Source organism: Pelomonas sp. Root1217, assembly GCF_001425705.1.
Taxonomy (GTDB): domain Bacteria; phylum Pseudomonadota; class Gammaproteobacteria; order Burkholderiales; family Burkholderiaceae_C; genus Pelomonas.
In genome coordinates, this window is record NZ_LMDC01000012.1 from 597,568 (window position 1) to 618,434 (window position 20,867).

The window sequence follows — 20,867 nt, forward strand, 5'->3', positions numbered from 1 at the left end:
TTGTGCCTACGGAAGGCCATGGGCCTCTGGCCCATGGCAGGCCCGGCGCTCGGCCCGCAGCAGGCAATGAGCCTCAGTTAGCCGAACTGGATCTCGTCCAGGCGGCCCAGATGCTGCAGCGCCGGCACGGAACGGATGTCCTCACCATGGTTGTAGCCGTAAATCATCAGCACCAGCGGGCAGCCGGCCGCGCGCGCGGCCTCGGCGTCGTTGCGTGAGTCGCCCACCATCCAGGTGGCTGAGGGCGGTGTGCCCAACGCCTCGCAGGTCTTGAGCAGCGGCAGCGGATCGGGCTTCTTGCGCGCGAAGTCGTCGCCGCCGAAGACGTGGGTGAAGTAACCATCCAGGCCCTTGCGCCTGAGCAGTTCGCGCGCTGGCGCGCCCGGCTTGTTGGTCAGTACGGCCAGTGGCAGGCCCAGCGCCCGCAGCGCCTCCAACCCTTCGACGACGCCCGGGTAGACGGTCGCATGCTCGCCATTCAGGCCGGCGTAGTGCTGCTGGTAGAGCGGCCAGGCTTGCTCGAACAAAGCCGGCTCGCCGCCCACCTTGGCCAGCGTCGTGCGCACCAGGTGCTCGCTGCCGCGGCCGATGGTGTGCTCGATGAAGTCACGCGTGACGGGCGGCAGATCGAGGTCGGACAGAACGCTGCCCAGCACGGCGACGAAGTCACTCAGTGTGTCGATCAATGTACCGTCGAGGTCGAGGATGCAGGCCTGCGGAGGGAGGGGGTCGTTGTGTCTCAAAATCGTTCCTGTCGGCGCACGCTGCGAAGAACCAGCGGCGCATTGTGAAACGCGAATAGACGGCCCAGGGAGGGCGTATGAGAGCAATCCGATCAGCGGCTTGGATGGCGCTGCTGTTGTGTGCATCAGCGCATGCCGCCGATCCTGTGTTGTCGCTCGGTGGTCGTGAATGGACGATGCGCAAGTCGGCCGATATGCGGGCGGTGACGGCGCGCGACGCGGACTCGCCGGGTGCGTGGATCGAGAACTCGACACTCGAACTGATCCAGCCGCTGGAGGCCTCGGAGCGTGACGACGCCTTCATCCTCGCGGTCGCGTTCACGGCGGAAGGCGAGAGCTGCGTCAGCCTGGAGATTGGCTTCCCTTCGCTTGGCGACGCTGACTGGGTGGACCGCGTGGAGACCGATTGCGTGGCTTCCTCAAACAGCTGGAAGCAACTTGCGCAGGCGGCGCGCGGGCAAAGCCTCGTCAAGACCGTGCGCTACCGCATCGTCGTTCGCGGCGGCGCACGCTTTCGCGACGCGGATTTGCTGGCCGGCCCGGCCCGCGCCAACACGAGGGCGCTGCGGGCGATGGTGGCCACACCCACCATCGACGCGCTTGACACGGCCCTGCGCGAGGTCAAGGCGCGGGCCAAGCTAGCATCGCAAGTCGACTGGCCCTTCGCGACGGCGCAGGCTCTGGCCGCCGTCATCGACGGCAGCACCCGCCGTGACGCGTTGCCGGGTGTCCAGATCATCCTCAAGGCTCTCGGCGACAGGCACAGCTGGGTCACCGTGCTGGACGAACAGGGTCGGCTGACCGCCAACGGCCAGTTGGTGCCGTATCGCGCACCGCAGTCGCGGCTACAGGCGCTGAGCGAGCAGCGCGTGGTGGGCTGGCTCACCATTCCGTTGTTGGCAGCCATGGGCGGCCTGGAAGCTCAGGACTATGCGAGCGCGATACAGGCGGGCCTGGCGCAAGGGCAGGACGCGAGCGCCTGCGGCTTCGTCGTCGATCTCACTGGCCATGAGGGCGGCAACATGTGGCCGGGCTTGGAGGGGCTGGGCCCGCTGTTTGGCGCCGACGCCGTGGTGGGCGCCTTCAAGCCGGGCCCGCCCTGGACGATCTACAAACGAGAGACCGATGGAACCGGCCTCTGGCGCGATGACGTGGCGAGGCTGCCGGTGGCCGTGCTCCTCGGCCCGAAGACTGCCAGTTCCGGCGAGGCGATCGCCGTGGCTTTTTCAGGCCGGCCGCAGACTGAATTCTTCGGCCGCAGGACGGGCGGTTTCGCCACGTCCAACCAGAACGTCCCGCTCGGTGACGGCATGGTGGCCTTCGTCATGACCTCGGAGATGGCCGACCGGCATGGCCGGACGTTCCCGAAGGGACTCGCCCCGCCCGTCGAGGATGCGAGCGACGAAGACGCCGGCCTGCGCGCGCTGGCCTGGCTGCGCACGCAGGCCGGCTGCCACTAGGGTTTGAGCACCCCATCCGCCTTGAACATCGCCTTGATCCCCCGCACCGCCTGGCGAATGCGCGCTTCGTTCTCGATCAGCGCGAAGCGCACATGGCCGTCGCCGTGGTCGCCGAAGCCGATGCCGGGTGACACGCAGACCTTGGCCTTCTCCAGCAGCTGCTTCGCGAACTCCAGCGAACCCAGCTCGCGGTAGGGCTCCGGGATAGGCGCCCAGATGTACATGCTGGCCTTGGGGCAGTCCACCTGCCAGCCGGCTTCGATCAGCCCTTTGTAGAGCACGTCGCGGCGGCGCTGGTAACTGGCGGCGATGTCCTGCACGCATTGCTGGTCGCCTTCAAGTGCGGCGATGGCCGCGACCTGCAGTGGCGTGAAGGTGCCGTAGTCGTGATAGCTCTTGATGCGCGCCAGCGCGGCGACGAGGTCAGGATTGCCGACCATGAAGCCGACCCGCCAGCCAGCCATGTTGTAGCTCTTGCTCAGCGTGAAGAACTCCACCGCCACGTCCTTGGCGCCGGGCACCTGCATGATGGATGGCGCGACATAGCCGTCGTAGACGATGTCGGCATAGGCCAGGTCGTGCACGACCAGGATGTCGTGCTTCTTCGCCAGTGCGATGACGCGCTCGAAGAAGGCCAGGTCCACGCACTGCGCGGTGGGGTTGGACGGGAAGCCGAAGACCATCATCTTGGGCTTGGGGTAGCTGCCGCGGATGGTCTTCTCCAGCTCGGCGAAGAAGTCCACCTCGCTGGATACCGGGATGGCGCGGATGTCGGCGCCGGCGATGACGGCGCCGTAGATGTGGATGGGATAGCTGGGGTCAGGCACCAGCACGGTGTCGCCGCGGTCGAGTGTGGCCAGCATCAGATGGGCCAGGCCTTCCTTGGAGCCGATGGTGACGATGGCCTCGTGGTCGGGGTCGATGGCGACGCCGTAGCGGCGCTGGTACCAGTGCGAAATCGCGCGGCGCAGGCGCGGGATGCCCTTGCTGGCCGAGTAGCCGTGGGTGTCGGGCCGCTGGGCCACCTCGTTGAGCTTGGCGACGATGTGCGCCGGTGTGGCCCCGTCGGGGTTGCCCATGCTCATGTCGATGATGTCTTCGCCGCGTCGGCGGGCCGCGAGCTTGAGCTCGGCGGTGATGTTGAAGACGTAGGGCGGGAGACGGTCGATGCGCGCGAAGCGGCGCTTGCCGCTCGAGGCGGAAGAAGAGGAAGTCATTGGCAGTGTTCACGTGAGCGCCCGGAACCGTCCGAGCGACGTGGGCGGCGTAGCGCCGCACCGCGGGCGACTCTAGCGCACTAAGCTGCGCGAATGAGTCCTCCCGAACCCCTCAAATTGAAGGTCGACGACGACACCACCGTGCCCGCGCTGTGGTGGCAGCCGCCACAACCGCTGGCGTTGTATGTGTTCGCGCACGGCGCGGGTGCCGGCATGCATCACAGCTTCATGGCGGACCTGTCGCAGGCGCTGTTGCAGCAATCGGTGGCAACGCTGCGCTACCAGTTTCCCTACATGGAGCGCGGCTCCAAGCGCCCCGACTCGCCCGCTGTGGCGCACGCCGCCGTTCGCGCCGCGGTGGCGGCGGCGCGCCAGCGGTTGCCCGACACGCCGCTGTTCGCCGGCGGCAAGTCCTTCGGTGGCCGCATGACCTCGCAGGCCCAGGCGGCCGAGGCGATGCCGGGCGTGCGCGGGCTGGTGTTCGTGGGCTTTCCGCTGCACCCGGCCGGCAAGCCGGGCATTGACCGGGCGGCGCACCTGGCGCAGGTCGCCGTACCAATGCTATTCCTGCAGGGCACGCGCGACGAGCTGGCTGAACTGGCGTTGCTGCAGGGCGTCGTCCAGGGCCTGGGCGATCAGGCCACGCTGCACATCGAGGATGACGCCGACCACGCCTTCCAAGTCAGGGCGCGCAGCGGGCGCAATGATGCGCAGGTGGTGCAGGCCTTGGCGGACGCGACGGCGGCATGGTTCCTAGCGCAAGCCCCTGGGGCGCGCGGCGGGTGACTTCCTAGAATCGGGCAATGAACACCTCCGCCGCCCCCATAGTCTGTATCGGCGGCCTCAATATCGACCGCAAGCTCAGGCTGCTGTCCAACTCCCTGCACGGCTCGTCCAACCCTTGCGAGTCACATGAAACCCCTGGTGGCGTCGTGCGCAACGTCGCCGAGAACCTGGCGCGGCTGGGCCTGCCGGTCGCGCTGGTTGCCACGGTGGGCGACGACGCTGGCGGGCGCATGCTGCTGGAGCAGGCCGCACAGGTCGGCATTGACACGCGCGCGGTCATCCGGCTGCGTCGCCATGCCAGCGACAGCTACACCGCCGTGCTCGCGCCAGACGGCAGCCTGGAACTGGGCCTGGCCTCAATGCCGCTGGTCGAGAGCCTGAACCCCTGGGCGCTGGCGGCCAGCAAGTCCATGCGCGCCAGCGCCGCCCTCGTCGTGGCCGATGGCAACCTGCCCACGGACGCCTGGCCCTTGCTGCTCGGCGAGGCGCGAGCCAGCGGCATTCCGCTGGTGGGCGTGGCGGTGTCCGAAGCCAAGATGGAAAGACTGCCAGAGCACCTGGACGGCCTGCACCTGCTCGTCATGAATGCCGGTGAACTGGCCACCATCGCGGCAGACGCGAACGAGGCCTTCGATGCATTGCACGCACGCGGTGTCGGCTGCGTGCTGGTCTCCAAGGGCGCCGACGGCTTGCTGCTCAGCACGCCGGGCCGCGCACCACGCCACTGGCCGGCGCCGCAGGTGCATGTCGTGGACGTGACCGGTGCCGGCGACGCGCTGTCGGCCGGCGTCTGCGCCTCGCTGCTGCGCGCGCCCGACGACTTCGACGCCGCCGCCCGGCTGGGCCTGGACCTCGCTGCACTGACGCTGCAGACCGAGGACAGCGTCCACCCCGAACTGACCCCCCGCTTTCTGGAAGAACGATAGAAGATGAACGAACTGATCCAGCTCTCGCCCGAGGTCGCCGCCGCCCACGAGGAGGGCCGGCCCATCGTGGCCCTCGAATCGACCATCATTGCCCACGGCATGCCCTGGCCGCAGAACCTGCAGACGGCGCGCGAGGTCGAGGACGTCATCCGCATCGAGGGCGCCGTGCCGGCCACGATCGCCGTCATCGGCGGGCGCATCCGCGTCGGCCTGACCGACGCCGAACTGCAGCAGCTGGCCCAGGCGCCCGACGCCATGAAGCTCAGCCGCCGGGACCTGCCCTTTGCCATCGCCACGGGCAGGCTCGGTGCCACGACGGTGGCCGCGACGATGATCTGCGCCCACCTGGCCGGCATCGAGGTCTTCGTCACCGGCGGCATTGGCGGCGTGCATCGCGGCGGGCATGAGAGCTTCGACATCTCGGCCGACCTGCAGGAGCTGGCGCGCACGCCGGTGGCGGTCGTCTGCGCGGGCGCCAAGTCCATCCTCGACCTCGGCCTGACGCTGGAATACCTGGAGACCCACGGCGTGCCGGTGCTGTCGGTCGGCCAGGACAATTTTGCTGCCTTCTTCACGCCCGACAGCGGCTTGAAGGCGGACTTCCGCATGGACGATGCCGAGAGCCAGGCCCGGTTCATCCGCGCCAAATGGTCGCTCGGCCTGAACGGTGGTGTCGTCGTCAGCAACCCGGTGCCGGCAGCCCAGGCCATGCTGCGCGAGGAAATTGACGCGATCACGGCCCAGGCTCTGGCGGAAGCCGACACGCAAGGCATCACCGGCAAGGCCATCACCCCGTTCCTGCTGGCGCGCATCAAGGCGCTGACGGGCGGCCGCAGCCTGACGACCAACATCGCCCTCGTGAAGCACAACGCGATCGTCGGCGCGCGGTTGGCGCGCGCGCTGAAGAACTGAAAACGCGCAAGCCGGGGCGAGCCAGCAATCTGCGAGCAAAACGGGGCAGGTAAGCTGACTCGTTTTTGCCGTCAATCCCCATTACTTTTGGCAGCCTCATGCGCGCGACCTCCTCCCTGAACCTTTGTGGCCTGCTCCTGGCCGTCGCGGCCGCCCTGGCGGGCTGTGGGCGCAAGGCGGATGCGGAAGGGGGCGGTGCGCAAGCTGCTTCGCCTGGTCGTGCCGCGAGTGCGCCGGCGCAGACGGTGGGGGTCGTCAAGGTGCAGCAGGCCGACGTGCCCATCACCGTCGAGGCCAGCGGCACCGTCACGGCGCTGCAAAGCGTGGACCTGCGTGCGCAGACGACCTCCACGGTGGCCCAGGTCCTGGTCAAGGACGGCCAGAACGTCAGAAAGGGCGATCTGCTGTTCCGCTTCGACGACCGCGCCGACCGCGCCGGCCTGGAAAAGGCTCGCGCTCAGCTCGCCCGCGACCGCGCCGCGCTGGCCGACCTGGAGCGCCAGCTCAAGCGCGCCCGCGAGCTGGTGGCGCAGAACTTCATCGCCCAAAGCGCCGCCGACACGGCCCAGGCCAATCTCGACGCCGGCATCGGCCTGGTCAGGAGCGACGAGGCTGCGGTGCAGGCGGCCCAGGTCACGACGGGCTACAACGAGCTGCGCGCGCCCATCAGCGGCCGCGTCGGCATCGTCAGCGTCTTTGCGGGCAGCCTGGTGCAGCCCAGCGCCACGGCCGCCCCCCTGGTCAACATCGCCCAGCTGGACCCGATCAGCATCGCCTTCAACCTGCCCGAGACGCAGCTGGGCTCGCTGATGGAGGCCACTCGCAATGGCCGGCTGGACGTCGAGGCGCTGCCACCCCCCGGCGCGGCGCGCGGCGCTTCGGCCGCAAAGGGCCATGTCACCGTCGTCGACAACTTCGTCGACACGACGACCGGCACCATCAAGGTCAAGGCCGAGTTCGACAACAAGGCCCAGGCGCTGTGGCCGGGCCAGTACCTGCGCGTGCGTGTGACGCTGCGCACCCTCAAGGGCGCCACCGTCATCCCGCAGGTGGCCGTCATCATGCGAGGCAACGAGCGCTTCGTCTATGTCGTAGCACCCGACAACACAGCCAAGCTGGTACCGGTGCAGGTGCGCACCGGCATGGGCGAGCAGGTCGTCGTCGAGGGCCTGACGGTGGGTCAGCAGGTTGTCGTGGACGGCAAGCAGAACCTGCGGCCCGGCACGCTGTTGAAAGTCCAGGCGCCCGTGGTGAAACCGGCGGACGTGGCTGCTTCCGGAGCTGCCGCATGAAGTTGACGGAGCTTTTCATCCGCAGACCGGTGATGACCGTCCTGCTGAACATCTCGCTGGTCATCGGTGGGCTGGCGGCCTGGAGCCGCATCCCCGTTGCCGCGCTGCCGTCCTACAACACGCCCATCATCAACGTGCAGGCCGTGCTGCCCGGCGCCTCGCCGGACACCATGGCTTCGTCCGTAGCCCTGCCGCTGGAGAAGCAGTTCTCGACCATTGCCGGCCTGCAGACGATCTCGTCGGTCAACACGCTGGGTAATACCTCGCTGACGCTGGAGTTCGATTCGGCGCGCAATATCGACGCCGCCGCCGTGGACGTGCAGGCCGCGCTATTCCGCTCGCTGCGCGCGCTGCCGGCCGAAATGACGACGCCGCCGAGCTACCGCAAGGTCAACCCGGCCGACGCGCCGGTGCTGCTCGTGGCGCTGACCTCGCCGTCCATCAACCTGTCCGAACTGAACGACTACGCGGAGAACCTGCTGTCGCCGGGACTGTCCACCATCGACGGCGTGGCCCAGGTGTCCATCTTCGGCCAGAAGCGCTTCGCGGTGCGGATCAAGGTCAGGAACGAGCTGCTGAACCAGCGCAACATCACGCTGGAGGAGCTGCAGGCCGCCATCCGCGGCGCCAATGCCAACACGCCGGTGGGTGTGCTGGATGGCGCGCGCCAGACGCTGACCATCCAGGCCAACAAGCAGCTGAAGAACGCCAGCGAGTTCGGCGCCGTGGTGGTCGCGTCGCGCAACGGCGCGCCGGTCTATCTGCGCGACGTGGCCGACGTGCAGGACAGCTTCGAGACCGTGAAGAGCTTCGGCAGCTTCCAGGGCGAGCGCTCCATCGTGCTGGCCATCCAGCGCCAGCCCGACGCCAACACGGTGCAGGTGGTGGACAAGGTCAAGGCCATGCTGCCGCGGTTTGCGGCTCAGATGCCGGCCTCCATCCAGATGGACACGCTCAACGACCGCTCGGTGTCCATCCGCGAGTCGCTGCACGACGTCTACTTCACGCTGGCGCTGACGGTCGTGCTGGTCGTGATGGTCATCTTCATGTTCCTGCGCCGCGCCGTCGCGACGCTGATCCCGACGCTGTCGCTGCCGATCTCGCTGATCGGCGCGCTCACCCTCTTGTTCGCGCTCGGCTATTCGCTGGACAACATCTCGCTGCTGGGCATCACGCTGGCCGTGGGCCTGGTGGTAGACGACGCCATCGTCATGCTCGAGAACATCGTGCGCCACATCGAGGACGGCATGGCGCCCTTCGAGGCGGCCATCCGCGGTGCGCGCGAGATGGCCTTCACCATCATGTCGATCTCGATCTCGCTGGTGGCGGTGCTGATCCCGATCTTCTTCATGCCGGGCGTCATCGGCCTGCTCTTCCACGAGTTCGCCGTCGTCGTGTCGCTGTCCATCCTGGTCTCGGCCGTCGTGTCGCTGACCCTCGTGCCCATGCTGTGCAGCCGGCTGCTCAAGCATCACGAGGCCCACGAAGAGGGCTGGCTGGGCCGCCATTTCGAACGCGGCTTCAACGGGGTGCTGGGCGGCTACACGCGCACGCTGGACCTCGCGCTGCGCCACCGCTGGTGGGTCATCGGTCTCGCCGTCATCAGCTTCGCAGCCACCATCGGCTTCTACATCGCCATTCCCAAGGGCTTCTTCCCCGAGGAAGACATCGGCCAGATCCGCGGCAACACGGAGGCGGCGGAAGACATCTCCTTCGGCGCGATGACGGCGCTGCAGGAGAAGGTCGCCGCCATCGTGCAGGCCGACCCGGCCGTGGCCAGCGTGTCGGCCGGCATCGGCGGCGGCGGCAATGCGAGCAACTCGGGCCGCCTGTTCATCAACCTCAAGCCCCGCAAGGACCGCCCCGCCATGACGCAGGTGCTGGAGGGCCTGCGCAAGAAGCTGCGCGCCGTGCCCGGCATTGCCGTCTACCTCAGCCCGGTGCAGAACCTGCAGCTGGGCGGGCGCCCGAGCAAGAGCCGCTACCAGTACACGCTGCAGTCGGTGTCGTCGGGCGAACTGAACTCCTGGTCCGTCAAATTGCAGGACCGGTTGCGCGAGGACAAGCGCTTCCGCGACGTGACCAGCGACTCTCAGCTGCGCGGCCTGCAGGCCAACCTCATCATCGACCGCGAGCGCGCGTCCGTGCTGGGCGTTCAGATGGGCGACCTGCGCAACGCGCTCTACGACGCCTTCGGCGAGCGCCAGGTGTCCAGCATCTATGCCGAGAGCAACACCTACCAGGTCATCATGGAGGCCAGCGACCCCGACCGCGCCAGCGAGGAGGCCTTCGACAAGATCTACCTGCGCGGCCGCGGCGGCGTGCAGGTGCCGCTGAGCGCCTTTGCCACCGTGCAGCGCGGGCTCGGCCCCACGGCCGTCAACCACCAGGGCCAGCTGCAGGCCATCACGATCAGCTTCAACCTCGCCCCCGGCGTGCCGCTGGGCGACGCGACCGGTGCACTGGAAGGCTATACCCGCGAGATCCACCTGCCGGCCAGCGTCATCACCAGCTATGGCGGCGACGCGGCGGTGTTCCGCGACTCGCAAGGCGGCCAGCTGCTGCTGATCGGCCTGGCGCTGGCGGTCATCTACGTGCTGCTGGGCGTGCTCTACGAGAGCTACATCCACCCCATCACCATCCTGGCCGGCCTGCCGTCCGCGGCGGTGGGGGCGCTGATCACGCTGCAGCTCTTCGGCATGGAGCTGACCATCATCGCCACCATCGGCATCGTCATGCTGATCGGCATCGTCAAGAAGAACGCCATCATGATGATCGACTTCGCGCTGGACGTGCAGCGCAGTCAGGGGCTCAAGCCGGCCGAGGCGATCCGCCAAGCCGCGATCCTGCGCTTTCGCCCCATCATGATGACGACGCTGGCCGCGCTGATGGGCGCGCTGCCCATCGCGCTGGGCCTGGGTGCCGGCGCCGAGCTGCGCCAGCCGCTGGGCCTGGCCGTGGTGGGCGGGCTGATCCTGTCGCAGGCCGTGACGCTCTACGTCACGCCGGTCATCTACCTGGCGCTGGACCGCTTCAGCGGCAAGGGCCCTGACGTGCGCGAAGTCGCCGAGTTCGCCAGCAAGGCGGTTTGATCAGGCGAACTTGAGGCGGCCTTCGCGGGCCGCCATCTGCAGGCTGCCGGCCGCGCGCTCCAGCATGCCGATGACGGCATCGAAACCGGCGACCGGGCCGAAGTAGGGGTCGGGAATGTCCTGGCCGGCCAGCTCGGGCACGAAGTCGGTCAGCAGCAGGATCCTGGCGTGATGCTCGGGCGCCGCCTTCTTGCGCAGCGCGTCCACATGCTCGGCCTCCATCGCCAGCACAAGGTCGTATTGGCCGAGCTGCTCGGGCTCGACACGGCGCGAGCGCCATTTGCGGTCGAGGCTGTAGTTGTGCCGGCCGAGGGCCGCCGCGGCACGCGCGTCCACCGGGCCGCCACGTGGGTCGGCATGCACGCCAGCGGAGGCGATGGTCTTGAACATCTCGCCGAGCTTGGCCTTGAAGATGGCCTCGGCCATTGGCGAGCGGCAGATGTTGGCGGTGCAGATGAGCAGGATGGCGGCCATGTCAGCTGTCCATGTTGCTGCACGCCGCCCGCAGCTTCTGAAGCGGGGAGAAAAATGCAACCACAGAGGCACAGAGGCACCGAGACAGGTCTTCTCTTTGCGTGCTCTGTGCCTCTGTGTCTCTGTGGTCGTATTCGGATTTCACATCAGACCTTTGCCAGTTCGGCACGCATCGCGTCGATGACGGCCTTGTAGTCGGGCTTGCCGAAGATGGCTGAGCCGGCGACGAAGGTGTCGGCGCCCGCCGCGGCGATATCGCGGATGTTGTCGACCTTGACGCCGCCGTCGATCTCCAGGCGGATGTCGCGGCCTGTCTCGAGATGATGGGCCTTGATGATCTCGCGCGCCTTCTTCAGCTTCTGCAGCGCCGTCGGGATGAAGCTCTGACCGCCAAAGCCCGGGTTCACGCTCATCAGCAGGACCACGTCGACCTTGTCGATGACCCACTCCAGCACATCCAGCGGCGTGCCCGGGTTGAACACCAGTCCGGCCTGCCTGCCCTCGGCCTTGATGAGCTGCAGCGTGCGGTCCACATGGGCGCTGGCTTCGGGGTGGAAGGTGACCACATCGGCACCGGCGCGGCAGAAGGCCTGGGCCAGGCTGTCGACCGGCTGCACCATCAGGTGCACGTCGATGACGGCCGGCGTGCCGTCGGGCTTCACGGCGTGCTTGCGCAGCGCCTCGCAGACCATCGGTCCGAAGGTCAGGTTGGGCACGTAATGGTTGTCCATCACGTCGAAGTGGATCCAGTCGGCACCGGCGGCGAGCACGGCCTTCACTTCCTCGCCCAGGCGGGCAAAGTCGGCGGACAGCAGGCTGGGGGCGATGCGGTATTGCGGTGCGGCGGGCATAGCGGGCGATTCTAGGCAGCCCGCTCGCGCGCCGTCAGCGGCCCGGCCGCTTGAAGCTGTCGCGCGCCTGCTGCGCTTCCTTCCAGTGGTGGCAGCCGGGCTGGTGGTCGTTGATCAGCCCCATGGCCTGGATCAGCGCGTGCATGGTCGTCGGGCCGACGAATTTCCAGCCGCGCTTCTTCAGGTCCTTGGAGAGGGCCTCGGAAGGCGCCGACGTGGCCAGGTTGTGGGCCACGGAGTTCTGGGGCGGCTCGAAACGCCACAGATAGGCGGCCAGAGAGCCCTCAGCAGCCACCAGCTCCACGCAGCGCGCGGCGTTGTGGATGGCCGCCTCGATCTTGCCGCGGTGGCGCACGATGCCGGCGTCCAGCAGCAGGCGGTTCACGTCCCGCTCGCCGAAGCGCGCCACCAGGTTGTAGTCAAAGCCCGCAAAGGCCGCACGAAACGCCTCGCGCTTGTTCAGGATGGTCCGCCACGACAGGCCGCTCTGGAAGCCCTCCAGGCACAGCTTCTCGAACAGGCGGAAGTCGTCGGCAACGGGCTGGCCCCATTCCTCGTCGTGATAGCGCAGGTAGAAATCGTCGCCGGGCGCGGCGGCGCACCAGGCGCAGCGCGGGCGGCCGTCGGGGGGCAGGTAGAGGGGGCGGGTCGGCATCGGGAAGCTGCTCCTTGCGAAGTGCCGAGTGTCGACTCACACGAGCACTGACGTGTCAGCTGCACACTCGCATTTTGCGGGCCGAGCGCCGGGCCGCTCCCTAGCCGGCCCGCGCTGGCGATGTGCTTGCGGTTCAATGCCGCAAGCATCGCCGTCCCCTCGGGGGCTGAGGCCGGACACGGAAAGTCCTTTGGACTTGCCGTGCCTGCCGAAGGGCAGCCGCTCTGTCGGCTGCGCGGTCTGCTAGACCGACCAGGCGCGCCCGCGTTCAGCGGGGCGGGACTGGGCGAGGGGCTAACGGTATTTGTCAGCAAGTTGGCGCAGCGTGCCGTCCTTCTCCAGCTTGCGCAGCGCCTGGGTCAGGCGTTCCTCGTGGGCGGCGGGCAGGTCGGCACGCAGCGCAAGGAACTGCGGCTCCTCCTGGAAGGCGGTGCGGCCGAACTTGAGCTTGTCGCCCAGCTTGCTCTGCGCCACATGGCGCCGCAGGTTGATGTCCTGGCCGTAGATGGCGTCGGCGCGGCCCATGACCAGCATCTGCAGGGCCTCGCGCTCGGAGCCCACCTCGGCGACGGCCACATTGGCCGACACCAGTCGGCGCGCCAGCGCCGTGCCGCGCATGACCAGCACCGGCTTGCGGCGGCTCAAGGCAGCCAACTGGGCCAGGGAATCGGGGTTGCGCGGGTCGTCGGCGCGCTGCACGACCACGTGGCGGACGGTATACAGCGCCACCGGCGCATAACGCCACTGTTTCTCGCGCTCGGGCGACTTCAGCAGGCAGAAGAAGGCATCGACGAGCCCCTCGGCCAACGAGCGTTCCACGCGCTTGAGCGGCACCAGCTGGTCCAGGCCCGTGAAGTGCAGGCCCGGGTCCTGCCGCTCGACGGCGCGCAGGATTTCCAGGCACAGCCCCGGCTTGAGCGGGCCGCCGTCGGGGTCGTATTTCACTGTCGAGCTGGCCTGCTGGACTGTGCGCAGCGTCAGCTCCTGGGCCGGCGCCGCCAGGCTCAGCAACGCACTCAACAACCAGGGCCAGCGCAGCACTTAGGATCACGTATCCCGAAAAACATGCGGCAGCATAGCCTTCGACACCGAAAATCCCCTGATGGCCCACCCCCGTTTCAGTTGCAGCGTCACTGTGCAGTCCCTGCCCGAGCAGACCCATCTCGAGCAAGGTCTGTACGCCTTCAGCTACACGATCACGATCGAGAACACCGGCGACGTGCTGTCCCAGCTTATCGGCCGGCACTGGGAGATCACCGACGCGCGTGGCCAGATGCAGGTCGTCGACGGCCTGGCCGTCGTCGGCCACCAGCCGGTGCTGGCGCCGGGCCAGAGCTTCCAGTACAGCTCGTGGGCGCAGATCGGCACCCCTCAGGGCACCATGCGCGGGCGCTTCCTGTGCGTGACCGAGGGCTGCGAGGTTTTCCATACCGAGGTCGACGAGTTCCTGCTCGCCGACAGTGCATCCCTCCATTGACCTGGGACCTCACCGCCCTCCTGAACGCGGCCGACCCGCAGGCCGTACTCGCCGAGCGCAATCTGTGGCTGGTGCGCCTGCTGGAATGGCTGCGGCACGCGCCGCGTGAAGAGGCCTCGTTGGGCACGCCGCTGCCCATCGTGCGCCTCAAGCACCTGCTCAACGTGCTGGAGCGCCACCCCGAGCACGCCTGGGCCTTCGCCAATGTCATCGGCGGGGTCTGGAATGATGTCGACGCGGTGGCATTGTTTGCCGAGGTGGGCTTTGCACCGCGCATGGCGCTGTGGCATGAGTTCCTCGGCCGGCTGCGCCGCCGCCTGTTGCCGGCCACGACCGACACGCGCGACCTCGCGGCACTGTTCGAGCTGCTCTTCCCTGACGAGGCCGACGAGGACTGGATCGCCGCCATCGACGATGAGCTGCTGGTGCGGTTGGGCCTGCTGTTTGCCGCCACGCCCGACGACGGCTGGCGCGTCGAGGCCAACGCCGCGATCACGGTGCTGGTCAGCAGCGTGCATGCCGCCGGCCTGGCCGGTCCGCTGCGGGTGCGTATGGATGCGGAGCTGGTGCAGGACAAGCCTTTCCACCAACTGCCTGCCGCCTGGGCGGCCGTCGAGCGCGCGCTGGCTGGCGCCAATGACGATGGGATCGCACTGGCCTCGGCCATGCAATACCTGCATGCGCTGCTCGACCGCTGCCGTGCCGCCGCGCTGACGGTGCCCGAGCACCTGGAAGCGCATGGCGTGTCGGTGGACCTGATGTTCTCCGTCGAGCAGCTCACCGCGCGGCTGGACCGCATCGATGCGCTGCTGGCCTGCCTGCTGTCCCACGAACCCCAGCGCGAGCTGTTGCGCCTGGTGTCGGGCCTGGTGCGCGTCGTGCACGAGCGGCGCAGCCTGCGCACGCTGTTCGCGCGCCACTACTCGCTGATGGCGCGCAAGGTGGCCGAGCGCAGCGCCGAGACGGGCGAGCACTACATCACCCGCAACCGCGAGGAATACCGCGACATGCTGCGTCGCGCGGCCGGTGGCGGCGCGGTGCTGGCCGGCACCACCTTCCTGAAGTTCGGCATCGCCCTGCTCGGCTTCACAGCCTTCTGGGGCGGCTTCTGGGCGGGCGTGAACTACGCGGCCTGCTTCGTCCTTATCCACCTGCTGCACTGGACGGTGGCGACCAAGCAGCCGGCGATGACGGCGCCCGCCATGGCGGACAAGTTGCTGCACATCGACCGCGACGACGCCATCGTCGCCTTCGTCGACGAGGTGACCCACCTGGTGCGCTCGCAGGTGGCCGGCATCATTGGCAACCTCGTCGTCGTGGCGCCGCTGGTGCTGGCGGTGCAGGGCCTGTGCTGGCTGGCCTTCGGCGCGCCGCTGGTGGGCGTGCGCGACGCCGAATACGTGCTGCATTCGCTGAGCCTGTTCGGCCCCTCGCTGCTGTTCGCCACCTTCACCGGCACGCTGCTGTTCGCGTCCAGCATGATCGCCGGCTGGGTGGAGAACTGGTTCGTCTTCCACCGCCTGGACAGCGCCATCGCCTGGAACCCGCGCATCATCGCGACGCTGGGCCAGACGCGCGCGCAGCGCTGGTCGCATTGGTGGCGGGCCAACATTTCCGGCCTGACGGCCAACATCAGCCTGGGCCTGATGCTGGGTCTGGCGCCGGCGCTGTTCGGCTTCGTCGGCCTGGGCCTGGAGGTGCGCCATGTGACGCTGTCCACCGGTCAGCTCGCCGCCGCCGTAGGTGCGCTGGGTGTCGGCGTCATGACGACCTGGGCCTTCTGGTCCTGCGTGCTGTGCATCGCCGGCATCGGCATGCTCAATGTCGGCGTCAGCTTCTTCTGCGCCTTCAAGGTGGCGATGCGCTCACGCGGCGTGCGCCTGGCCGACCGCAAGCGCGTCTATGCCGCCATCCGCGCGCGGCTGCGGCGCCAGCCCTTGAGCTTCCTGATCGCGAGGAGTTAGTCCTCGCGCCGCTCGCCCTTCTTGCGGCCCGAGAACATGGTCCACCAGATGATGAAGACAAAGATCGCGAGCGCGCCAAGGGCTTCGAGGGCGAGGAGCAGCATGGGGTGGTGGGCGCGTGGAGGGCTGGCGGCGATTCTAGGAAGCCTGGCCGCCTGCTCGTCGCCGCCCCTGCAGCCGCCGACCCCGGCACCCGTGACACCGACGGCACTCAAGGCCGCGCCGCGCTGGACCACCGCCGACTGGAAGGAACTGCCGGGTTGGGGGAGTGATGACCTGCTGGCTGCCTGGCCGGCCCTGCTGGCCAGCTGCCAGCGCCCCGCGCCGGGCTGGGCCGAGTTCTGCGCCCGCGCCGCGCTGCAGGCGCCTGCCGACCCGCTGGAGGCCGCGCTCTTCCTGATGAAACATCTGCGCCCCTGGCGGCTGCAGGCCGATGGCGGCGAGGCGACGGGCCTGCTGACCGGCTATTTCGAGCCCCAGCTCGCAGCCAGCCGCACGCGCCAGGGTGCCTTCCAGTGGCCGCTGCATGCCCTGCCCGCCGATGCCGCGCTGCGCCGCACCCCGCGCCGCGACATCGACGCCAACCCGCGCTTCGCCGCGCTGGAACTGGCCTATGTCGATGATCCGTTTGCGCTGCTGCAACTGCAGATCCAGGGCTCGGGCCGCCTGGTCATGCGCGATGCGGCGGGCGCCGAGCGCATCAGCCGCGTCGCCTATGCGGGCCACAACGACCAGCCCTTCCAGTCGGTCGCGCGGGCCTTGCTGGACCGCGGCGAAGTGAGCGACGCGACGCCGCGCACCTTGAGCGACTGGGCGCGCCGCAACCCGGCCAAGGTGCACGACGCCTTGGCCGTCAACCCGCGCGTCGTCTACTTCCGCGAGGAGGCCCTGCCCGATGCGAGCCTGGGCCCCCGCGGTGCCCAGGGCGTGCCGCTGACACCAGGCCGTTCCGTCGCCATCGACCGCAGCTACATCGCACTGGGCACGCCGCTGTGGCTGGACAGCACCGCGCCGCTATCGACGACCCCACTGCGCCGCCTTGTGCTGGCTCAGGATGCGGGCAGCGCCATCCAGGGCGCCGTGCGCGCGGACCTGTTCTGGGGCTGGGGCGAGGACGCTGCACTGCAGGCCAGTCGCACCAAGCAGGCGCTGCGGCTGTGGGCGCTGTGGCCCGACGGGATTACTCCGAGACCTTGACGCCTTTCCAGAAGGCGTAGCGGCCCTTGATCTCGGCTGCGGCGGGCAGCGGGTCGGCGTAGTACCAGACCGCATCCGGGTTCATCTCGCCGTTGACGAACAGGCTCAGGTACTGCGCCTGGCCCTTCCAGGGGCAGCCGCTGCGGTGGTTGGAGAAGGTCGTGTATTCCTTCTTCAGCGATTCGGCCGGGAAATAGTGGTTGCCTTCGACGACCACCGTGTCGTCGCTCTCGGCGATGGTCGCGCCGTTCCACACTGCTTTCATCTCTGGCTCCGTGAAAATGGGTTGATGCGACGCTACCACTCCCACCTCGGCCGCGACATCGTCATCACCGGCGGCAGCGCCCGGGATCTCGACCCCGGCCAGTTCGGCGTGCTCGCCATTGATGGCGGTGCGGGCGGCTGGTCGGTGGTGCACAAGGGCCCCGACGGGGACGTCGACGAACTCAACAACGAGATGCACTTCGAGACGTGGGAGGAGGCGCTGGCGTTTGTGAAGGAGTTGATCGGGATGATGACCGCACCATGAACTCTCCCGCTGCCCCGCTCACCCTCTATGGGGCTGCTGCCTCGGGGTCTGTGGCTGTCGAAGCCGCGCTGACGCTGCTGGGCCTGCCTTACCAACTGATCGAAGGCGCCACCTGGGCCGAGGCTGCTGCGCGTGATCGCGTCGCGCCGACGAATCCCATGCGCCAGATCCCGACGCTGGTGCTGGAGGGCGGCGAGGTCATGACCGAAAGCGCGGCCATCCTGATCTATCTGGCCGACCTGCATCCTGAGGCGCGGCTGGCGCCGGCACCCAACGACCCGCGGCGGCGGCAGTTCCTGCGCTGGATGCTTTATGTGTCATCGGCCATCTACTCGCTGCACTGGATCAAGCCGGACGTGAAGCGCATCGGTGCGCCAGACAGCGCGCGAGATGCCGTAGTTAATGCGGTGCATGAGCGCATCGCGTTCTGCTGGTCCAACATGGATCGCCAGCTGACGCCGGGGCGTTATCTGCTGGGTGATGAGCTGACTGCGCTCGATCTCTACGTCGCCGTCATTTCGCGCTTCGGGCCTTGGCGCGAGCGCTTCTATGAGTCTGCGCCGGGCATGACGACAGCCGTGCGGCGCGTCGACGAGGAGCCACGGTTGGCGGCGCTGTGGCGTGAACGTTTTCCGGAAGATTGAGGAGCAAGCCATGGCTGCGAACCGCATGTCCAAGTTCGACGTCTTCATTGGCACCTGGAACACAAGCGGCGAGGTGCTGGAGACCGACGCTGGCCCTGCAAGCACACTGACTGCAACCGACACCTATCGCTGGCTGCCGGGCCGGCACTTCATCGTGCACGAGGTCGATGCACGCTTTGACGGCAAGCCCACGCGCTCGATGGAGGTCATGGGCTTCGACACGAGCAAGCAGCAGCATTTCGCGCGGTCGTTCGATGACCAGGGCGTGGCCGAGGCCTATGTCGTCGAACTCCATGGCAGGCGCTGGACGATCAGCGGCAAGACAGCCAGGTTCAACGGCGGCTTCGATGCAGGGAGAAACCGGCTGACGGGATTCTGGGAGCTCAAGGGCCGAAGGGGCCGGTGGCAGCCATGGATCAAGCTCGAACTGGCGCGTGCCTGAGGGAGTGGCGATGGCTGCTCAACGTTTTGATGTCTTTGGCCGCCTCTTCGACATCGAACGCAGAGACGGCAAATGGGCGGCCCTCGCGGTCGGCAACGACGGCAAGCGCGGTCCGGCCGGCTTCGTGATCCCGGAGTTCGTGGCGGACGAGGAGCTCGAGCAGTTCCTGTTCGACCTGTTCCATGAGCAGGCCGCTTACAAGAAGGGTGGCATCAGCCGCGTGAGCCGTCAGACCTGACCGCCCGCCTTCGCCCCCTTGCCCTGCAGCACCGGCGCATCCGGCATGCCCAGCAGATCTGCCGCCAGCGCCTCGGCGACCTCGATGCCGTCCACGCCGGCGCTCATGATGCCGCCCGCATACCCCGCCCCTTCGCCAGCCGGGAACAGGCCGCGCACGTTGACGCTCTGGTAGTCCCGCCCACGGTTGATTCGCAGTGGTGACGAGGTGCGAGTCTCGACACCCGTCAGCACCGCATCCGGCCGGTCGAAGCCGCGGATCTGGCGCGCAAACGCAGGCAAGGCTTCGCGGATCGCCTCCAGGGCGTAAGACGGCAGCGAGCCACGGCCCTTTTGCTGCAGGTCGGTCAGCGTGACGCCCGGCTTGTAGCTCGGCGCCACATCGCCGAATTCCTTGCTGACCTGGCGCTTGACGAAGTCGCCCACCAGCGAACCGGGCGCCAGATAGCCGCCGCCGCCCAGCTCGTAGGCGCGGCTTTCCCAGATGCGCTGGAAGGCCATGCCGTCCAGCGGGTTCACGAGGCTGCCGTCGCGCTTGCCGTCCTGGCGGTAGTCCTCGGGCGTCAGGCCGACGACGATGCCGGCGTTCGCATTGCGCTCGTTGCGCGAGTACTGGCTCATGCCGTTGGTGACGACGCGATCCGGTTCGCTGGTGGCGGCCACCACCGTGCCGCCGGGGCACATGCAGAAGCTGTAGACCGAGCGGCCGTTCTTGGCGTGGTGCACCAGCTTGTAGTCGGCCGCACCGAGGATCTCGTTGCCGGCGTGGACGCCGAAGCGAGCCGCGTCGACCAGGCTCTGCGGGTGCTCGATGCGATAGCCGATGGAAAAGGGCTTGGCTTCCATCTGCACGCCACGGGCATGCAGCATCGTGAAGGTGTCGCGGGCACTGTGGCCGAGCGCAATGACGACATGGGTCGTATCGATCTGCTCGCCCGATTCGAGCTGCACGCCACGCACCGCGCCGTTCTCGATCAGCAGATCCGTCATCTTCTGCTGGAAGCGGATCTCGCCGCCCAGCGCCTCGATGTCGGCCCGCATCTTGATGATCATGCTGACCAGGCGGAAGGTGCCGATGTGGGGCTTGCTGACGAACAGGATCTCGTCCGGCGCGCCGGCCTTGACGAACTCGGTCAGCACCTTGCGCGTCAGGTGGCGCGGGTCGGAGATCTGGCTGTAGAGCTTGCCATCAGAGAAGGTGCCGGCGCCGCCCTCGCCGAACTGCACATTGCTCTCGGGGTGCAGCTGCTGCTCGCGCCACAGGGCCCAGGTGTCCTGGGTGCGCTCGCGCACGGCCTTGCCGCGTTCCAGCACGATGGGGCGCAGGCCCATCTGCGCCAGGATCAGCGCGGCGAACAGGCCGCAGGGGCCGAAGCCGACGACGACCGGCCGCGGGCCGGTGTACTCGCCCCGACCCTTTCCAAATTGGGCCAGGAAGTGGTAGCCGGTGTCGGGCGTCGGTCGGATCTGGTGGTCGCCGGCAAAGCGCGCCAGCAGGGTGGCTTCGTCGACCCCATCAGCCAGCGTGCAGTCCAGCGTGTAGACGAGCTGGATGTCGCTGCGCTTGCGCGCGTCGTAGCCGCGCCGGAAGACCTGGATGTCAGCCAGCTCGCTGTCGGCGAGCTTCAGCCGCGCCAGCACGGCAGGGCGCAGGGCCTCCGGAGCATGGGCCAGCGGAAGGCGTAATTCGGTGATGCGGATCATGGTGTCAGGTCAGTTTCTAGCCGACAAAAACAAACAGGCCCCGCGGGGCCTGTGTGAGCAAGATCGTCAGGCGATCAGCCCGTCAATCAACCCGAATGCGGGCGCTTGCCCGGGTTCTTCTTGGAGCGGGTGTGCGAACCGCGCTCCAGGCTGCGCAGCTGGCCCTTGGGCGCCGTGAAGGTCACGCCCTTGGGGGCTTCGGGACGGGGGGAGGCGCGGCGGTCCGCTTCGGTGATGATCTTGTTGCCCATGATGGCTCCGTAAA

Annotated in this window: 22 protein-coding genes; 13 read left to right on the plus strand and 9 right to left on the minus strand. The window is 68.1% G+C overall.

Annotated elements, in window-relative coordinates; all coding sequences use genetic code 11:
* Nucleotides 1–77 precede the first annotated feature (77 nt).
* Entirely contained in the window at nt 78–746 is a 669-nt protein-coding gene (gene gph, locus ASC95_RS11710) for a phosphoglycolate phosphatase (RefSeq protein ID WP_057298354.1), read from the minus strand.
* A gap of 101 nt (nt 747–847) precedes the next feature.
* Here gph and ASC95_RS11715 point away from each other — a divergent pair, with 101 nt between their 5' ends.
* Nucleotides 848–2,203 (plus strand): S41 family peptidase, encoded by a 1,356-nt coding sequence (locus ASC95_RS11715; RefSeq protein WP_162250760.1) that lies wholly within the window; start codon nt 848–850, stop codon nt 2,201–2,203.
* On the opposite strand, the gene alaC is transcribed toward ASC95_RS11715, so the two are convergent.
* Complete coding sequence (gene alaC / locus ASC95_RS11720) at nt 2,200–3,420, minus strand: alanine transaminase (RefSeq protein ID WP_057297869.1); 1,221 nt, start codon at nt 3,418–3,420, stop codon at nt 2,200–2,202. The two genes, ASC95_RS11715 and alaC, sit on opposite strands and share 4 nt — an antisense overlap.
* Before the next feature lie 93 nt (nt 3,421–3,513).
* Between alaC and ASC95_RS11725 the strand changes: the two genes are divergently transcribed.
* From ASC95_RS11725 to ASC95_RS11745, 5 genes are all read left to right on the plus strand, one after another.
* Nucleotides 3,514–4,206 (plus strand): alpha/beta family hydrolase, encoded by a 693-nt coding sequence (locus tag ASC95_RS11725; RefSeq protein WP_057297870.1) that lies wholly within the window; start codon nt 3,514–3,516, stop codon nt 4,204–4,206.
* Between the two features lie 17 nt (nt 4,207–4,223).
* Entirely contained in the window at nt 4,224–5,132 is a 909-nt protein-coding gene (locus tag ASC95_RS11730; RefSeq protein WP_057297871.1) for a carbohydrate kinase family protein, read from the plus strand.
* Nucleotides 5,133–5,135: 3 nt separating this feature from the next.
* Nucleotides 5,136–6,044: a pseudouridine-5'-phosphate glycosidase gene (locus tag ASC95_RS11735; RefSeq protein WP_057297872.1), complete on the plus strand. Its 909-nt coding sequence runs from the start codon at nt 5,136–5,138 to the stop codon at nt 6,042–6,044.
* A gap of 98 nt (nt 6,045–6,142) precedes the next feature.
* On the plus strand, nt 6,143–7,336 hold the full coding sequence (locus ASC95_RS11740; protein ID WP_057297873.1) for an efflux RND transporter periplasmic adaptor subunit: 1,194 nt from the start codon (nt 6,143–6,145) through the stop codon (nt 7,334–7,336).
* On the plus strand, nt 7,333–10,428 hold the full coding sequence (locus ASC95_RS11745; protein WP_057297874.1) for an efflux RND transporter permease subunit: 3,096 nt from the start codon (nt 7,333–7,335) through the stop codon (nt 10,426–10,428). Before ASC95_RS11740 ends, ASC95_RS11745 begins: the two co-directional genes overlap by 4 nt.
* Here the strand turns inward: ASC95_RS11745 and ASC95_RS11750 are convergent, their stop codons facing one another.
* From ASC95_RS11750 to ASC95_RS11765, 4 genes are all read right to left on the minus strand, one after another.
* Nucleotides 10,429–10,902: a low molecular weight protein-tyrosine-phosphatase gene (locus tag ASC95_RS11750; RefSeq protein ID WP_057297875.1), complete on the minus strand. Its 474-nt coding sequence runs from the start codon at nt 10,900–10,902 to the stop codon at nt 10,429–10,431.
* Between the two features lie 146 nt (nt 10,903–11,048).
* Complete coding sequence (gene rpe, locus ASC95_RS11755) at nt 11,049–11,753, minus strand: ribulose-phosphate 3-epimerase (RefSeq protein ID WP_057297876.1); 705 nt, start codon at nt 11,751–11,753, stop codon at nt 11,049–11,051.
* Between the two features lie 34 nt (nt 11,754–11,787).
* Complete coding sequence (locus ASC95_RS11760) at nt 11,788–12,408, minus strand: DNA-3-methyladenine glycosylase I (RefSeq protein WP_057297877.1); 621 nt, start codon at nt 12,406–12,408, stop codon at nt 11,788–11,790.
* Nucleotides 12,409–12,702: 294 nt separating this feature from the next.
* Nucleotides 12,703–13,449 carry an ABC transporter substrate-binding protein gene (locus tag ASC95_RS11765; protein WP_057297878.1) on the minus strand — a complete coding sequence of 249 codons (747 nt, stop codon included), beginning with the start codon at nt 13,447–13,449 and terminating at the stop codon, nt 12,703–12,705.
* A gap of 61 nt (nt 13,450–13,510) precedes the next feature.
* Here ASC95_RS11765 and apaG point away from each other — a divergent pair, with 61 nt between their 5' ends.
* From apaG to ASC95_RS11780, 3 genes are all read left to right on the plus strand, one after another.
* On the plus strand, nt 13,511–13,885 hold the full coding sequence (gene apaG / locus ASC95_RS11770; RefSeq protein ID WP_057297879.1) for a Co2+/Mg2+ efflux protein ApaG: 375 nt from the start codon (nt 13,511–13,513) through the stop codon (nt 13,883–13,885).
* Nucleotides 13,882–15,849: a site-specific recombinase gene (locus ASC95_RS11775; protein WP_057297880.1), complete on the plus strand. Its 1,968-nt coding sequence runs from the start codon at nt 13,882–13,884 to the stop codon at nt 15,847–15,849. Before apaG ends, ASC95_RS11775 begins: the two co-directional genes overlap by 4 nt.
* Before the next feature lie 195 nt (nt 15,850–16,044).
* A complete protein-coding gene (locus ASC95_RS11780; RefSeq protein WP_235537901.1) occupies nt 16,045–17,046 on the plus strand; it encodes a murein transglycosylase A in 1,002 nt (333 codons plus the stop codon).
* On the opposite strand, the gene ASC95_RS11785 is transcribed toward ASC95_RS11780, so the two are convergent.
* Nucleotides 17,030–17,311, minus strand: coding sequence for a DUF427 domain-containing protein (locus ASC95_RS11785; protein WP_057297882.1), 282 nt, complete (start codon nt 17,309–17,311; stop codon nt 17,030–17,032). The genes ASC95_RS11780 and ASC95_RS11785 overlap by 17 nt on opposite strands.
* 24 nt (nt 17,312–17,335) lie before the next feature.
* Here ASC95_RS11785 and ASC95_RS11790 point away from each other — a divergent pair, with 24 nt between their 5' ends.
* Genes ASC95_RS11790 through ASC95_RS11805 form a run of 4 tightly spaced genes read left to right on the plus strand, consistent with a single transcriptional unit; the run spans nt 17,336 to nt 18,899 of the window.
* Nucleotides 17,336–17,575 (plus strand): hypothetical protein, encoded by a 240-nt coding sequence (locus tag ASC95_RS11790; protein ID WP_057297883.1) that lies wholly within the window; start codon nt 17,336–17,338, stop codon nt 17,573–17,575.
* Nucleotides 17,572–18,219, plus strand: coding sequence for a glutathione S-transferase family protein (locus ASC95_RS11795; RefSeq protein ID WP_057297884.1), 648 nt, complete (start codon nt 17,572–17,574; stop codon nt 18,217–18,219). The genes ASC95_RS11790 and ASC95_RS11795 overlap by 4 nt, the downstream gene beginning before the upstream one ends.
* Nucleotides 18,220–18,229: 10 nt before the next feature.
* Nucleotides 18,230–18,661, plus strand: coding sequence for a DUF1579 family protein (locus tag ASC95_RS11800; RefSeq protein WP_057297885.1), 432 nt, complete (start codon nt 18,230–18,232; stop codon nt 18,659–18,661).
* A gap of 10 nt (nt 18,662–18,671) precedes the next feature.
* Nucleotides 18,672–18,899 (plus strand): hypothetical protein, encoded by a 228-nt coding sequence (locus ASC95_RS11805; protein WP_057297886.1) that lies wholly within the window; start codon nt 18,672–18,674, stop codon nt 18,897–18,899.
* Here ASC95_RS11805 and ASC95_RS11810 read toward each other — a convergent pair.
* Both ASC95_RS11810 and ASC95_RS31370 read right to left on the minus strand, forming a co-directional pair.
* Nucleotides 18,890–20,602: an NAD(P)/FAD-dependent oxidoreductase gene (locus ASC95_RS11810; RefSeq protein ID WP_057297887.1), complete on the minus strand. Its 1,713-nt coding sequence runs from the start codon at nt 20,600–20,602 to the stop codon at nt 18,890–18,892. The two genes, ASC95_RS11805 and ASC95_RS11810, sit on opposite strands and share 10 nt — an antisense overlap.
* An 86-nt stretch (nt 20,603–20,688) precedes the next feature.
* Nucleotides 20,689–20,853: a hypothetical protein gene (locus ASC95_RS31370; RefSeq protein WP_200960128.1), complete on the minus strand. Its 165-nt coding sequence runs from the start codon at nt 20,851–20,853 to the stop codon at nt 20,689–20,691.
* Nucleotides 20,854–20,867: the final 14 nt, after the last annotated feature.